This is a genomic window from Halodesulfovibrio sp., from assembly GCF_025210605.1.
In the GTDB taxonomy this organism is placed as follows: Bacteria; Desulfobacterota; Desulfovibrionia; order Desulfovibrionales; family Desulfovibrionaceae; genus Halodesulfovibrio.
Genome location: NZ_JAOARI010000018.1, coordinates 50,504 through 64,661 on the forward strand (window position 1 = coordinate 50,504; position 14,158 = coordinate 64,661).

The window sequence follows — 14,158 nt, forward strand, 5'->3', positions numbered from 1 at the left end:
AAAAGTCAGAAGCTTGCACAGCCCAAACTGTGCATAGCTCCTGACTTTTATTTTTTCTCTACACAAGGGTTCAGCACCCTGTCATCGCTGTGCAGTTTTCTATTTTAGAATACAGGTTCCCTATTAATCAGGACCAGGGCAAGCTACGTTGCTCAGTTCTTCAATCTTGCCATTTTTCAGACGCCATTCATAAATGCCCTGCATATCCATGAACATCTGGAACATCTGGAAGAAACCATGCCAGTGAGCATAGTCTGGACCATTCATAGCTGCACCCTGACGGGCGCGGCGTCCTTCATGGTGCCACAGGTAGTACATCATACGCTGGAAGCCATCTCTCCATGGGTCATCCCCAAGCAGATTCTTCGCTGCAAGCTCTTTCTTCATAGCCACTGCTTTATCCCAGTAGATATTGTAAAGCTTCACAGAAGCATCGAGCGTATCCATTGTGGCATTTGTATGGAGTGTTGAGTGGCAGTTTTTACAAACTAAACGCATTCGTTTTGCACCTTCGAGTCCAGCACCACGAGTGCCTTCGCGAATTTCCGAACGCTTGCTGTACAGCTTCCACTTCAGACGGGTTTCAGGGTTATGTGTGGTAGTCAGTTCACCAATACCGCTTAAGTGGCATACTGCACAGGTAGGTGCATCATAATCACCCGGCTCCCATGTATCTGGAGCTGCGGTGAAGTTCCAATTTTCACCATGTGCTGCGTACACTTGTCCGTGCTTGGACTGGTGATAAATTTCAATATTCGGATGATCCGGTCCAAGGTGACATGTTCCGCAAGATTCAGGCTTACGAGCTTCTGCAATGGAAAACATGTGGCGTGTGTGACAAACCGAGCAGTTACCTACAGAACCATCAGGGTATCTCTGCCCCGGACCAGCTGGCCATGTCATGTTGATAGGCTTATTGTCTGCACCAATTTCAATAATGGTACCATGACACATCTGACAACCGGAGGCACGCGGTGCCATTCCTTCCGGACTATTCCGATCAACACCCATAAAGCCCAGACCTTCATAATAATGCATGAGCTTATCAAATGTCGGGTTATTCATAATCGGTTCTGAGGATGGCTTTGCATGGGAGCTTTCAAGGAACTGTGAAACTTCCACAGGGTGGCAACGGGAACATGTTTTTGAAGATACCATCGGGCTGGTATAAATATTGGTTCCGCGTACACCTTCACACTGGCTCGCCATAGGAGAGGTCTTTTCTACTACGTGACAGTCGTAACAGGAAACCTGTGCATGAGCCATGCGACCATTTCTCCAGTTATCAACAATGCCGGGAGTCTTTTTAGAGTGACATTCAATACATTTTTTCGCATCTTCAGAAAAACCACGCTGTACGAGAATCTGCTTATGCAGTCCTCCAAGGGTTGCATCCCCTTGCGACATGGCTTTCGGTGGCTTTTGCTGCATGCTCTCCTCAGCACCGGCAATGCCCGCGCCCAACATGCAACAGATCACCATTCCTAATAGGATTACCAAGGTCCTCCGTATCTTCATTCCATTTCCTCCACACACTTTCAGGTTTTCATGAGTAACTATCGTTATGAATCCCTGTTGAAATACTGGTTCACGTAATGCATCATGTCTTTATGCCCCACATGTTCATGGCATTTCACACATCTGAGCTTATTTTCTTTTCTCAGATATTCACGGTGTGCCAAAATCGCTTTTATCCCCATCTTCGGAGACAATAATCTTGTATGGCATTTGAGACAGGAACTATCGTACGTGTAATCTTCACGGTATTTGCGCCGCGCCGCCCAGTCATACGTATAGGGGTCGATTATCATATTCATTATAACATCGCGTGTACCGGTATACGCTTTGGCTGCAACGTACTCTACGAGGGTGCCATGTGGCAGATGGCAATCCACGCATTGGGCAACAACCCCTTGTGGGTTGTTACCTCCATGAACCGAGGCAAGCCATGACTGCCTGAACGGTTTCATTACATGGCACGTTACGCAAAAGGTATCAGTATTCGTCAGTGCAATCATATGACCAGAAGCCAATACAAGAACGATACTTAATACAACACCGGCTACACCCCCTACCAACAATAGTTTTTTTCGTTTTCTCCTATCGTTGCGCTGAGGCATAAACCTCCCCTTTGCCAATAATTAAAGGGTAAACATCAGACAATTGATAAATACTACCATGTTAAGGGAGTATACGAAGTATAATTTTTACATATTTCACCGCATTACGAGCCAGTCCGCCGCAACAACCCTGAACTTAATACAAAGCTCCCCATTACTTTTTTTCTGACTCAAACGCATACCCACAAAAAAACCTCGCTGTTGCACACAGCGAGGCATTACTAATTTAAGTTTCAGTATTGTTATTCTTGTTCAGTCACAAGCTCAGGTTGAGAGGGACGAATATAGTACCTGTAGTAACCCACGACATTACTCATAAGGAAAAGTGACTCCAACGCAATGGCAGATGGAGACCATACAACAACGTTATGAATAATCCATAACCCAACCCCGAAAAACGTAATTTCACGCAGGCGTTTATCTGTTTTAGAAAAAGCTCCGACCGTCAGCACAAAGGTTGCACCAAAGCTTAACAGACTAGCTAGCCCTGCGTACGTCCAAACTGTTCCCGCAACAGCTGCCATACAAAAAAAGTACATCCAGCGCCGGTCTGTCGTATACCCGCTGACTCCATAACGAAACGCGGAAAGCCCCATAAGTACGGTTGCTGTCCATTGTTCGAGCAACAAAAAGTGTACTGCCATAAAAAAACATGCTGCTGCAATTGAGTGTAGAATATATTTTCTATTCTTGAACTGAAAAGAAAGAATATCAAATATAAGAGCTACACCGACAAGCAACTGTGAAATGAAAAAGACTGACATAAAAATATGACCACTTCTCTATTAGTTTTTTATAGAACACTTTATGCGATTCAAAATTTTATACAGATATTGAATACTGAAAAAAAGCATGTTCTACAGCAAAAGACACATTGCTCTCAATATTATCGCATAAGATATATGAAACCCGTTTCATTTACCCACAACATTCAAACTAAATACATACAGAATAAAAACAAAACAGGACATAAAAAAAGCTGACATCATTCCACAGTGATAGCTAAAAAATGAAGAACCCAACCATCTACATTTCCGTTTAAGTACCACCGGTGATAACAGTGACATACGAGTGTTACACTCGAAAATTGTCTTTCTGCTTGCATCCCTACAGACCAGCGCACTTATTGCATCGCCATTGTGAAATAATGTCAGCACCTGATTACTAGAATGAAGATATCGACAAGACAAGTAAAAAAATCTTTATTTCGTGGCAAATATAGGTTTTTCGTCATTATTTCATGGAAAAAGCCTGTCGTTCTCACACCCCTTCGGTCTGATATATCAGACAGTTACAGCAACAAACACCTTAGCTGACAACCAACCCGCGTAAAATGTTAATATTTTTTTTATCTTCAGCTAAATCCTCTCCTTTCGGGGTTTCCAAAACCATAGGCAAGTCAATAAACCTTGGATCATTAACTAACTGCGCAAACGTTTTTTCCCCAAGAAGCCCCGCTCCAATATGATCGTGCCGGTCAAGATGGCTACCCAATGCTCCCTTGGAATCATTCACGTGCATAAATTTGAGGTTATTCATTCCTACAACTCGTTCGAATTCATCAAAGGTCGCCTCATAGCCTTCCTCAGTCGCTAGATCATACCCCGCAGCATACGCATGGCAGGTATCAATGCACACACCAATCCTGTCTGCATTGTGTGAATGGTGGATAATAGCTGCCAGTTCTGAAAAGGAACGCCCAAGAGTTGTACCCTGCCCCGCTGTATTTTCCAGAAGAACCATCACACGTTCTGTACGGGATTCTTTTAACGCAGCATCAAGATTCTGCGCCACGCGCTCCAAAGCTTCTTCTGTCCCGCTCCCTAAGTGTGCTCCCGGGTGCATCACAAGATACGGAATAGCAAGTTGCTCAGCCCGTTCTAACTCATCAGCAAGAGCAGCAACAGATTTTTCCACCCCATCTTTTTTAGGCGAACCGATGTTAATTAAATATGAATCATGCACCGCTACAGGGTAGTTTCCCCACTCGCCACATGCAGCAATGAAAGCATCAATTTGCTTTTGCTCCAACGGCTTAGACTTCCACTGTCGCTGGTTTTTAGAAAAAATTTGCAGTGCTGTTCCATCCACATCAATAATACGTTCAACAGATTTTTCCAGTCCACCTGTTATGGACATATGAGCGCCAAAATACGGCATTGTTCCCTCTCTGCTCCGTGTAAAAGACTATAGTAAAAATACCATATCAAAAGAATGGATATCCTGCACTAATCATATGCTTTAGTAAGGCAGGTCAGCATCCATTTATTGTTCACAGCTTCCATTGTCCACTACGAAAACATGCGCTATAACGCCTTATTCATCGCATATGGGAGTTTATGATGCCGTCATCAATGAAATACAAGTTTAATCTTTCCGATACCGTTGGCACTGTAGGATATGTTTCCTGCGAGCCACCCGCAGACCTCACATTTGAAGAAGCACTAGCATATCTCGAAGAGCACCCGCTTGATGATTTCATGCATAAGCACCTGCTTACCCGCGTGCAAGATTTCGATCAAAAGAAATTCAAGGCTCTTCTCAAAACAGCTGTGCAAGACTACACTATTATCAAGCCAGTCCTTGCTGCTCTGCTGTACGAAACATGCCTGCTTTACGGAAAATTTTCTAAGATGCTGCCGCTGTTTCCTAATGATGCGTCAGAGCAACTGCAACACCATACTCCTCTTATCTATATCCGGTGGGTTAAACAGAAAGATAAAAACGACCACCTCGCATGGATCAATACGTTCAAAAAGAATATTCACGACCACCGCATGCTTCCGTTGCCGGAGCTTATTGAAGACTTTGATCTCCCAATGCTCTATGAGCCGCATACCGAATCATTTGTTTCCATCGAGACGATTCGCGAAAAGTTACTGCAAACGCCTTACAGTAACCCTTGGTCACGTCCACCTGCACAGGAAACAACCGATCTTGCATTAAGCAGACTAGATAAGACAGCTCTGTTTGCTGATGTAGAAATGCGTCATATTGCGTCGTTATCGCCCATTGCACTTCTGCGTCGCTGGAACATAGACCTTTCGGTTACAAACGGATCATTGGACTACACCTTACAAGGATTAGCAACATCCTACGGACGCGGGTTAGCGTTAGCAGACGCTAGAGCAGGATTAACAATGGAGATAGTTGAACGCGCCTCCTCATTTGTTTCGTTTAATAGCGAAGGAGTGCTTAACACTCTTAAAGAACATCCACTCGAGCATGCCACCTATTCTGAGCTGACAGAAAAAAATATTTCTGCCTTTGACCCAAACCTTCTCTCGCTCGAAGTTCCGTATGAAGATGAAAAACTGTACTGGATGGAAGGACACACCCCAAAACAGAACGAAGAAGGGTACGAGCCTATTCTCGTACCAGTTCAAATGGTGTACATGTTCTGCAACCTAGATGAGGTCTCTTTATTCTCATCTCCGGGTTCAACAGGTCTTGCCTCCGGTAATATTCTTGAAGAAGCAAAGGTCGCTGCCCTTATGGAGATTATTGAACGCGACGCCGAGGCAACCAAACCATTCAGCAAAGAAGAATGCTTTACCCTTACAACAGAAGACCCGAAACTTAGCATGTTGCTGAATGACTATGCCGCACGCGGTGTACATGTCATGTTCCAAGACATTACAGCAGAGTTCGGAATCCCATGTTATTCAGCATTTGTTATGGGCAGACGCGGAGAAGTGTACCGTGGCACAGGTGCAGGGCTGGATGGCAGAAAAGCCATTGTATCCGCGCTGACAGAAACCCCGTACCCATATCCGCAAAGTCCACCTTCAGCACCGGCACTCCGTGGCATCGCCACACGTAAGCAGAAAGATCTACCGGATGTGTCTATGGAAGACCCTATCCGAAATGTTCAATTGCTAGAAAAATTGCTTATCGCAAACAACAGACGCCCAGTATATGTTGAACTGGCACGCAAGGATCTTCAGTTCCCTGTAGTTAAAGCGCTTATCCCGCATATGGAACTCACAGCAGATTTTGATTCCTTTACCCGTGTAAGTCACAGGTTATTTACAAACTATCTACGTATGGAAGACTAACACAGTTCCTCACCGCAACGGGAAAATGTATTTTTCGAGGAAACATCTGCACCACCTCAAAAATCAACTCATGGTAAATTCTCTGTGTGCACTACATACATAGTAAAGTAGTTTACGGAGCGATTGTATATTTCAACAATCGCTCCGTTTCTTTTTTTCACACTACTATCGTACAATTTTGTTTGTAAAACACAGTTTTTCTAAATTGATCTCTATTCAAAGTCGCGCTATCGTGTATCTATGCGCACGTATTATGTATACATAGCTCGCACTACCGCAGCACTATTTTTCATTCTTGCAGTATGTGCGTTGCTCACTCCTACGACAGTATCGGCGAAAGGCAGATTACGTGTCATTTACGATCTTCCAGAGCCGGAAGACATCAATGCTGCGCGCATAATATATCAGTCTGAGGTCGCGGAAGAAATTGCACAGATAGTTGAAGAATGGAGCTTGTTGAAAAAAGACGTAACGCTACGCTTCGGGACTGTCCTCGGTCCACACTTTGCGGTACTGGACAATGGAAAGCTTGAAATTCATATTCCATACGACTTTTTTAGCAATACACAAAAATTATTTGCTGCAAAGAAGTATGCTGAAACCAAAGATGCTACAACAGCAGCGCTAAACTCATTGCACCACACAATATATCACGAATTGGGACATGCTATCATCCACAGCCAGCCAACAGGTATTCCTGCACAGCTGGAAGAACATGCTGTGGACACTCTCTCAGCTATACTGCTCATTAGCATCTATGAAGATGGGGCAGAAATAGCTTCCAGTGCCGCCAAAGCATTTCAACTCCTCGCGACGGAGACAGAATCTCCTCTCCATACAAAAAACGACATACAACGCTTTCAAGAAATCAACTGCCTAGTCTACGGCAGTAACCCCAGAAAATACGCAGCGCTTTTAGAAGACCTGCCTACTATGACCGAGTCAATCTGCCCTACCCGCTTTCAAAAAACGCACAAGCAATGGGAACAAATTTTTAAAATTGCACTTCCTGACTAGCTGCTAGCAGCGGATATTACATAGATGACACATCACGTTCACTAACATAGTGTCGCAAGCTGATTTTGCAATTCATTACTAGTGGTACCAGCAACAAAAAAAGCTGAAACTACAGTACGCAGTTTCAGCTTTCCGCCTTGTCAGGCAGCAATAGTTTCCACACACTTACACACGAATCGAAATCCGCGGTGCTGCCGAAGCTTTTGCAACACTTCTATGTTTAGGAATAGAAGCAACTCTTACAGGTCGTTCAACTTGAGTTTGCACTGATTCTTTACGTTCCTGTGCCCGCTCAGCTCTGTTTTCTTTTGCAACTACAGCGTCATTACCGCGCTGAACTTCCTTGTTCTGCTCAAGCGTAAAGTAGACCCCAGCTCTAGCGCCAATACGAGCACGCCTTGAATATGAAAAATCCAGCGGTCCCAAATAAAGGGCATTATTTTCAGGCTGATTATTTGTTTCATAATCAATCTGTGCCTGAAGCAACGATGTCACAGTATTCATTTTATTATCGAGCGCTTCATGCACCGCCTTGGCAGATTGAATATTCGCACGAATATATTGCGAATGATCTGTTTGCTGATTCACAAACAAATTCGACATGGATACAGGCTGTTGAGATTTCTCACGCATCGCTTTAGCAGTTTTTTGCAACTGCATCTGCTCAACAGTTTTGACAGGTAACTGAATCTTCATCGACATACATACCACCTTTCGCAAACGTTAAAAACATGCACTTGAAACAACCATTACACACGAATCGAAATTCGCGGTGCTGCTGGAGCGTCTGCAACGATCTTTTTACCTGTCGAAACTGATGCTGTCTTTACAGGAGTAGAAATAGCGGCAAGTGCAGCCTTAATTTCTGCTGTAACTTTAGCATCGTGTTTATCTTTTTCCGCACTGGCATCGTTATTTTTATTAACCATCTTGTCACGTTGATTTCGATATATTCCAGCGATTCTATTCCTAATCATAGCAGCGCTGGCACGACCATCAGGAGCATTTGTATCTACGGTAAGAATTGACGTACCCAAAAGATTAGAAAAAGCTTCTCTTTTGCTTATGCAAAATTCTTCCATAGCCCTGAGCGACCTCAGTTTCGCTTCATACGACTTGGAGTGTTCTGGCTGCTGATTTACAAAAAGATTATTCATCGATGCTGGCGTTCGAGATTGCTCCCGTATCGCTTTAGCTGCTTTTTGCAGATGCATCGACTCCATCGCTTTGCCTGTTACTGTACTCACTACGGACATAACTATTCCCTCAATAAAGATAGAACCCGAAAGATAGTGGACACTCTATCATTATATCGTCAGTACTCTTACAGACTTTAGCGCATATACGATATTTTTACATAAAAATACCAAGTGATTCTATACCAAAAAAGAAGTAAATCCTATAAAACCTCACAGCAGCGTAACTTTCACCGACAAGGTGATATTACTTACCCACTCCTTTTTTCGGACAAAATTCCTCCATTTCACAAACATCACACTGCGGGCTTCGCGCTATACAGACATCACGTCCGAATGAAACCAGCATGTGATTGACGAACCCCCATTCTTCTCGTGGAAAGAGCGGCAGCAAATCTTTTTCAACCACCGAAGGGTTTGTAGATTTTGTTAAGCCCAGCCTGAACACTATCCGCTTAACATGAGTATCAATAGCGATACCCTCATTGATGCCGTATCCATTCCATAAAACGACATTTGCTGTTTTACGGGCTGCACCCGCAAGTGTAGTCACGTCTTTAGAAGTCTTCGGAATTTCGCCTCCGTAGACCTCCACTACCCGCCTCGCTGCTGCTACAATGTTCTTTGCTTTATTACGATAGAACCCAGTAGAACGAACAACTTGCTCCACGTCCTGAACATCAGCCTCTGCCAATTCATACGGCGATGGCCAACGCTCAAACAACACAGGAGTCACCATATTTACACGCTCATCAGTGCACTGTGCTGACAGAACTGTAGCAACAAAAAGCTCCCATACGTTTTTAAAATTCAAATGGGTCGTTTTTGTCGGATATCGTTTATGCAAGCGCGCCAGCATTTCAAGCGCGCGTTCTTTTTTCTGCATGGTATCTCCATATAAGCCTATAATTCATACAACCAGACTCTTGATATACCCTTTAATCACTTCAGATAGGTTGCTTGAAAGATACTGTAGACAGGCTTTGCCGAAATTGATTCATATCTACAAAGCTCGCCAGCTAAGCCTTGTTGCATGCCATTACACAGAATCGGGACAAGCGTCCTGAAGGATGTCTTTTCAATAGTCTGTAATTGCGACATATTGTAACGTTCCTATCGCAGGCAGTTTTGCAACAGAAAGCTGCTTTGGCAAGCGATGAAATCACCCTTGGTAAAGACTGTTCTTGCTACTTTTTTTACTATTGACCGGTGAACAATTGCTCTCACCCATAACTTTTTGTACTGTCGCGCCACTGCAACAGCACTTCAACACAATGGAGATGCCATGTCTTTTCTTGTATATATGACGGTTCCGACACAAGAAGAAGCACGATCAATTGGCAAAGAGCTTGTTTCAAGCCGCCTTGCCGCATGTATCAATATTTTTCCCGCTGTAGAATCCATATATCGATGGGAAAATGAAGTGCAGTCATCTCATGAGGTTGTTTTGATTGCAAAAACATCGGAAGAAAAAGTTACCGCGCTCACTCAACGGGCACGAGAACTGCATAGCTACGATGTTCCATGCATACTGTCTTTAGCAATCACGGGTGGAAGCCCTGAATTTTTATCCTGGATTGAAAACGAAACCCGCTAGGAGCACCATTTCAATGGCAATTTATGTATTCGGCTCTATCGCTTATGACCGCATTATGAACTTCGACGGAAAATTTGCTGACCACATTCTCCCTGACAAAATCCACATGCTGAACGTATGTTTCTTTATTGAGCGTCTGGAAGAAAAACTTGGCGGTACAGCTGGAAACATTGCTCATTCACTGGCACTGCTTGGCGAAAAACCGACCGTTCTTTCCACCGTAGGAAAAGACTTTGACCGTTACAAAAAAGTGATGGAAGAGCAAAACCTTCCACTCGACGGCATCCGCGTTGTAGACGATCTCTTTACCGCCAGTGCACATATTACCACTGACCAAAGCGACAACCAGATTACCGGATTCCATCCGGGTGCTATGATTCACCCATGCAACTACGAGTTCCCGACTCTTTCTAAAGAGAATGACATTGCGATCATTTCTCCGGGTAACAAAGATGATATGATGAATCTGCCTAAGTACTTCCGCGAAAATGGTATCCGCTACATTTTCGATCCGGGTCAGCAGATTACAATTTTCTCTGGCGAAGAAATGCTTGAATGCATTGAAGGTGCACACATGCTGGTATCAAACGATTACGAGCTTGAACTTATTAAGAGTGCTACCGGATTATCCAAAGAGCAGCTTCTTGAAAAATGCGACTACATCATCACAACACTCGCAGAGAACGGCTCCCGCATCGACAATGGCAGCCCTATAGAAGTTGGGATTGCTAAACCTACCGACGTGGTTGACCCTACAGGATGCGGCGATGCATTCCGTGCAGGTCTCCTTAAAGGCATTGTCGATGGCAAATCTGTTGAAGAATCTGCAAAACTCGGTGCTGTGTGCGCGAGCTACTGCGTAGAAAAATACGGAACCCGTGAACACTCCTTTACGCAGGATGAATTTGAAGCACGCTTCGCTGAAGCGTTCAGTGCGTAACGCTTTTAATTAGTTCGGCGAGTACGAACTTGTTCCCTTCGGGGAGCCTTCGGTGAACAGGTGGGCGCTGCCGTCACCACCATCGCGAGTATAGGCTTTACCCTTCGGGGAGCCTTCGGCGAACAGGCGGGCGCTGCCCCCTGTACCCCCGCAAGGGGACACTGTCCCCTTAACCCCTTTTATTAAGAGGCGTAGGGGTAAATATTAATTATATCCCATGTTGAAAACTCACGAAACAGCAGTGTTTTCAGCAAGTTCAAAATAAATATCTCAATAACAAAACGAGCTGTTCTCTTTGGAGAACAGCTCGTTTTGTTATTCTTTTTTCAAACGTTTTTAAGCCGTGCATGGAAATACAGGATAAAATGTTCTCGCCTAATGGGGGATGCAAGGGGCTTCAAGTCCCTTGCCCGTCGGAGACCAAAAAACTCCAAAATAGTAAAGGGTGGATTTTCAAGTTCCACCCTTTGATAACCATCAAACACAACCTAGAGTGTTTTTGCTAATTCTCTTCCGGTTCGTATCCTGCTTCTTTGAGCATTTCCTCAACCATCGCAGGGTCAACGCATTCTGTCGGGCCATACGTAACTTCACCGGTTGCGTAGTTCACGCTTACCACTTCAACACCGTCAGCTGTTTTTACAACATCAGTTATCGTTGCAGCACAGTCAGGACTTTTCATTCCAGACACTTTTACTGTTGCCATAATTGTATCCTCCAACTTGCAGGGTAGTAAACAAATACAAGGTAACAGAATGCTTATTTCCACCACACAACCACTGGGTCATGGAAACAACGCATAATGCGGTAAAATTCTATACGGTTTCAGTATATCCGCTATATCCTACCCTGCCAATAGGAAATACAGATGGCTTCACTTGCACCCGCTACTGTTATACCGTATTGATACTCACCGCACTCACGCGGCAACGATACAATTTACGGAGAATTTTCATGAACGATATGCTGGCACTTGATTTTTCCAATACCGGATATATCTACATGTTTATTGTTTGGTCTATCGCAGGAATCATAGGTGCGACTTTTGCTGTTAAAAAAGGTCGTAATCCCTTCTTCTGGGGAATTTTATGCCTCATCGTTCCAATGGCACTTTTTGCCATCGGTGGAATGCGTGCGCCGGGTGAACCTGTGCCCGAACGATTCCGCACTGATAAAGACGACAGTATCTCTCCTGAATAATACACTGTCCGCCTGCGCCTCAGGCGATAACGAGATATTTTTATGATTGAACGCAAATTTCACATCATGACGTTTGGCTGCCAGATGAACGTCAGTGATTCTGACTGGCTGAAACGTACACTTGCTTCCAGAGGCTTTACTGAATGTGAAAAGCCGGAAGATGCTTCTATTTTCATTGTAAATACTTGCTCAGTTCGCGAAAAACCGGAGCAGAAAGTATACAGTCTTCTCGGACGTATTAACGTCATGACCAAAGGGCGTGAGGACATCATTGTTGCTGTTGGCGGCTGTGTTGCCCAGCAGGTTGGTCGCGGGTTCTTCAAACGCTTCAAGCAAGTCCGCCTTGTCTTTGGTACAGATGGACTCTCCTCTGCGCCACAAGCGCTTGATCGCCTTGTTGATGATCCTTCTCTGCGTATGAGCTTGCTTGATTTCTCTGAAGAGTACCCAGATCGCGACGGTAACTGGGATGATGCAGAGGCTCCAGTATCCAGCTTTGTTAATATCATGACTGGCTGTGACAACTTTTGCGCATACTGCATTGTTCCGTACACACGCGGACGCCAGAAGTCTCGTCCGACACAGGCTATTATCGACGAATGCAAAGATTTGCTTTCACGCGGGACTTGTGAAATCACGCTGCTTGGACAGAATGTTAACTCCTTCGGACAAGACAGCCACGGCGATGGTACATCTTTCACTGAGCTTCTTTACAAAATTGCCGAGCTGGACGGCTTAAAACGCCTGCGTTTCGTCACATCCCACCCGAAAGATATTGCGGATGAGGTTATTGAAGCATTCGGCAAGCTGGACGTACTCTGCCCGCGTCTGCATCTTCCTGTACAATCAGGCTCTGATGCTATTTTGAAAAAAATGGGACGCAAATACGATATTCCAGCATACACAAGAATCGTTGAAAAACTTAAAGCGGTTCGCCCGGATATTCAGCTGACGACTGATATGATTATCGGCTTCCCCGGTGAAACCGAAGAAGATTTCCTTGAGACAATGCGTATTGCAAAATTTGCTGACTACGCACAGAGCTTCTCTTTCAACTACTCCGACCGTCCGGGTACTCGAGCAGAAATGCTGCCCGACAAAATCGAAAAGAAAGTAATGCAGGATCGCCTTACACGCTATCAAGCATGGCAGACTGATAATACTGAACGCATCCTCCAATCTATGGTAGGTAAAAAACTGGACATTCTTTTCGAAGGAGTCAGCAGACGTCCGGGAACCGAGGGCGTGTCTTGGCAAGGTCGGGACGTATATGGTCAGTTGGTGATCGTTACATTGCCGGAAGGCGAGGATGTTACAGGAAAAATTCTTCCCGTAACTGTTACCAAAGCCACAAGACACTCTCTCATTGCTGAAAAGGCAGGAGACACATGGTAAGAATGGAAGTCGCCGGACTTTCCCTTGATAAAAAGACCCGAGCTCCAATACTCATGCTAAAAGATCTGGCAGGCGAAAAAATGCTGAATATCTGGATCGGTGCAATGGAGGCAATGGCTATTTCCATCTTTTTAAATCAGGTGGAAGTTCCTAGACCTCTGACACATGATCTTATGCTTAGCAGCATGGAGGAGTTAGGCGCTCAGTTATTGGGAGTCGATATAGTCCGCGTTGAAAACGGAACCTACTTTGCAGAACTGGATGTTGACATGGGGGGCAAACGCAGCCGTATTGACTGTAGACCATCCGATGCTGTTGCACTCGCCTTACGTGCAGGCATTCCTATTCTAGTATCACAGACCGTTTTAGACAAAGCTGGAGCTGCCCCTGAAAAAGAAAAGCACGGCGACCCAGCCACTGACGGAGCAGCACAAATGATGCGTTCTGCACAAAGCAGTCAGCAATCACAACAAGACTCCAAACGAGTTGCACAGGCGGCAACGTCTGAGAAAGATGAAGATTCTCTCGCAGACCTGCTTCAACGAATGCAACCTGATACAAAATACAAAATGTAGACAAAAGCGCTCTAGGTTCTAGGGCGCTTTTTCTTATTATTTTGTTTACCTTTATGAAAA

Annotated in this window: 16 protein-coding genes; 7 read left to right on the forward strand and 9 right to left on the reverse strand. The window is 44.6% G+C overall.

From position 1 onward, the window contains the following. Window positions 1-123: 123 nt before the first annotated feature. The 4 genes from N4A56_RS06950 to N4A56_RS06965 form a co-directional block, all read right to left on the reverse strand. Window positions 124-1,518, reverse strand: a complete 1,395-nt coding sequence (locus N4A56_RS06950; protein WP_293671305.1) for a multiheme c-type cytochrome — start codon at window positions 1,516-1,518, stop codon at window positions 124-126. Window positions 1,519-1,562: 44 nt separating this feature from the next. Continuing rightward, window positions 1,563-2,120: a NapC/NirT family cytochrome c gene (locus tag N4A56_RS06955; RefSeq protein ID WP_293671306.1), complete on the reverse strand. Its 558-nt coding sequence runs from the start codon at window positions 2,118-2,120 to the stop codon at window positions 1,563-1,565. A gap of 242 nt (window positions 2,121-2,362) precedes the next feature. Then, a complete protein-coding gene (locus N4A56_RS06960; protein ID WP_295546051.1) occupies window positions 2,363-2,884 on the reverse strand; it encodes a YgjV family protein in 522 nt (173 codons plus the stop codon). Window positions 2,885-3,428: 544 nt separating this feature from the next. Further along, entirely contained in the window at window positions 3,429-4,280 is an 852-nt protein-coding gene (locus tag N4A56_RS06965; RefSeq protein WP_295546054.1) for a deoxyribonuclease IV, read from the reverse strand. A 182-nt stretch (window positions 4,281-4,462) separates the two neighbouring features. Between N4A56_RS06965 and N4A56_RS06970 the strand changes: the two genes are divergently transcribed. Together N4A56_RS06970 and N4A56_RS06975 are read left to right on the forward strand one after the other, a co-directional pair. Next, window positions 4,463-6,178, forward strand: coding sequence for a YcaO-like family protein (locus N4A56_RS06970; RefSeq protein ID WP_295546055.1), 1,716 nt, complete (start codon window positions 4,463-4,465; stop codon window positions 6,176-6,178). Window positions 6,179-6,418: 240 nt separating this feature from the next. Continuing rightward, window positions 6,419-7,195, forward strand: coding sequence for a DUF4344 domain-containing metallopeptidase (locus N4A56_RS06975; RefSeq protein ID WP_295546057.1), 777 nt, complete (start codon window positions 6,419-6,421; stop codon window positions 7,193-7,195). A 165-nt stretch (window positions 7,196-7,360) separates the two neighbouring features. On the opposite strand, the gene N4A56_RS06980 is transcribed toward N4A56_RS06975, so the two are convergent. The 3 genes from N4A56_RS06980 to nth all read right to left on the reverse strand — a co-directional run bounded on the left by N4A56_RS06980 (window position 7,361) and on the right by nth (window position 9,277). After that, window positions 7,361-7,897, reverse strand: coding sequence for a hypothetical protein (locus N4A56_RS06980; RefSeq protein WP_295546058.1), 537 nt, complete (start codon window positions 7,895-7,897; stop codon window positions 7,361-7,363). A 47-nt stretch (window positions 7,898-7,944) separates the two neighbouring features. Further along, window positions 7,945-8,451: a hypothetical protein gene (locus N4A56_RS06985; RefSeq protein WP_295546059.1), complete on the reverse strand. Its 507-nt coding sequence runs from the start codon at window positions 8,449-8,451 to the stop codon at window positions 7,945-7,947. A 187-nt stretch (window positions 8,452-8,638) separates the two neighbouring features. Next, window positions 8,639-9,277 (reverse strand): endonuclease III, encoded by a 639-nt coding sequence (gene nth / locus N4A56_RS06990; RefSeq protein ID WP_295546061.1) that lies wholly within the window; start codon window positions 9,275-9,277, stop codon window positions 8,639-8,641. Window positions 9,278-9,676: 399 nt separating this feature from the next. On the opposite strand from nth, the gene cutA reads away from it, so the two are divergent. Together cutA and N4A56_RS07000 are read left to right on the forward strand one after the other, a co-directional pair. Beyond that, window positions 9,677-9,988: a divalent-cation tolerance protein CutA gene (cutA, locus tag N4A56_RS06995; RefSeq protein ID WP_293671320.1), complete on the forward strand. Its 312-nt coding sequence runs from the start codon at window positions 9,677-9,679 to the stop codon at window positions 9,986-9,988. A gap of 13 nt (window positions 9,989-10,001) precedes the next feature. Then, on the forward strand, window positions 10,002-10,928 hold the full coding sequence (locus N4A56_RS07000) for a carbohydrate kinase family protein (protein WP_293671322.1): 927 nt from the start codon (window positions 10,002-10,004) through the stop codon (window positions 10,926-10,928). Window positions 10,929-10,937: 9 nt separating this feature from the next. Here N4A56_RS07000 and N4A56_RS07005 read toward each other — a convergent pair whose 3' ends face one another. Both N4A56_RS07005 and N4A56_RS07010 read right to left on the reverse strand, forming a co-directional pair. Then, complete coding sequence (locus tag N4A56_RS07005) at window positions 10,938-11,090, reverse strand: hypothetical protein (protein WP_295546064.1); 153 nt, start codon at window positions 11,088-11,090, stop codon at window positions 10,938-10,940. A 340-nt stretch (window positions 11,091-11,430) separates the two neighbouring features. Next, window positions 11,431-11,634 (reverse strand): heavy metal-associated domain-containing protein, encoded by a 204-nt coding sequence (locus tag N4A56_RS07010; RefSeq protein WP_295546066.1) that lies wholly within the window; start codon window positions 11,632-11,634, stop codon window positions 11,431-11,433. Between the two features lie 248 nt (window positions 11,635-11,882). Between N4A56_RS07010 and N4A56_RS07015 the strand changes: the two genes are divergently transcribed. The 3 genes from N4A56_RS07015 to N4A56_RS07025 are packed head-to-tail and all read left to right on the forward strand — an operon-like array spanning window position 11,883 to window position 14,098. Next, window positions 11,883-12,128 carry a hypothetical protein gene (locus N4A56_RS07015; protein WP_293671326.1) on the forward strand — a complete coding sequence of 82 codons (246 nt, stop codon included), beginning with the start codon at window positions 11,883-11,885 and terminating at the stop codon, window positions 12,126-12,128. A gap of 42 nt (window positions 12,129-12,170) precedes the next feature. After that, window positions 12,171-13,523 carry a tRNA (N6-isopentenyl adenosine(37)-C2)-methylthiotransferase MiaB gene (gene miaB, locus N4A56_RS07020; protein ID WP_295546068.1) on the forward strand — a complete coding sequence of 451 codons (1,353 nt, stop codon included), beginning with the start codon at window positions 12,171-12,173 and terminating at the stop codon, window positions 13,521-13,523. After that, window positions 13,517-14,098 (forward strand): bifunctional nuclease family protein, encoded by a 582-nt coding sequence (locus N4A56_RS07025; protein WP_293671330.1) that lies wholly within the window; start codon window positions 13,517-13,519, stop codon window positions 14,096-14,098. Before miaB ends, N4A56_RS07025 begins: the two co-directional genes overlap by 7 nt. Window positions 14,099-14,158 lie beyond the last annotated feature (60 nt).

What these genes read in the sequence shown, in the direction of transcription:
- N4A56_RS06950 (WP_293671305.1), bottom strand. Translation starts at nt 1,518, where the DNA reads ATGAAGATACGGAGGACCTTGGTAATCCTATTAGGAATGGTGATCTGT.
- N4A56_RS06955 (WP_293671306.1), bottom strand. Translation starts at nt 2,120, where the DNA reads ATGCCTCAGCGCAACGATAGGAGAAAACGAAAAAAACTATTGTTGGTA.
- N4A56_RS06960 (WP_295546051.1), bottom strand. Translation starts at nt 2,884, where the DNA reads ATGTCAGTCTTTTTCATTTCACAGTTGCTTGTCGGTGTAGCTCTTATA.
- N4A56_RS06965 (WP_295546054.1), bottom strand. Translation starts at nt 4,280, where the DNA reads ATGCCGTATTTTGGCGCTCATATGTCCATAACAGGTGGACTGGAAAAA.
- N4A56_RS06970 (WP_295546055.1), top strand. Translation starts at nt 4,463, where the DNA reads ATGCCGTCATCAATGAAATACAAGTTTAATCTTTCCGATACCGTTGGC.
- N4A56_RS06975 (WP_295546057.1), top strand. Translation starts at nt 6,419, where the DNA reads ATGCGCACGTATTATGTATACATAGCTCGCACTACCGCAGCACTATTT.
- N4A56_RS06980 (WP_295546058.1), bottom strand. Translation starts at nt 7,897, where the DNA reads ATGTCGATGAAGATTCAGTTACCTGTCAAAACTGTTGAGCAGATGCAG.
- N4A56_RS06985 (WP_295546059.1), bottom strand. Translation starts at nt 8,451, where the DNA reads ATGTCCGTAGTGAGTACAGTAACAGGCAAAGCGATGGAGTCGATGCAT.
- nth (WP_295546061.1), bottom strand. Translation starts at nt 9,277, where the DNA reads ATGCAGAAAAAAGAACGCGCGCTTGAAATGCTGGCGCGCTTGCATAAA.
- cutA (WP_293671320.1), top strand. Translation starts at nt 9,677, where the DNA reads ATGTCTTTTCTTGTATATATGACGGTTCCGACACAAGAAGAAGCACGA.
- N4A56_RS07000 (WP_293671322.1), top strand. Translation starts at nt 10,002, where the DNA reads ATGGCAATTTATGTATTCGGCTCTATCGCTTATGACCGCATTATGAAC.
- N4A56_RS07010 (WP_295546066.1), bottom strand. Translation starts at nt 11,634, where the DNA reads ATGGCAACAGTAAAAGTGTCTGGAATGAAAAGTCCTGACTGTGCTGCA.
- N4A56_RS07015 (WP_293671326.1), top strand. Translation starts at nt 11,883, where the DNA reads ATGAACGATATGCTGGCACTTGATTTTTCCAATACCGGATATATCTAC.
- miaB (WP_295546068.1), top strand. Translation starts at nt 12,171, where the DNA reads ATGATTGAACGCAAATTTCACATCATGACGTTTGGCTGCCAGATGAAC.
- N4A56_RS07025 (WP_293671330.1), top strand. Translation starts at nt 13,517, where the DNA reads ATGGTAAGAATGGAAGTCGCCGGACTTTCCCTTGATAAAAAGACCCGA.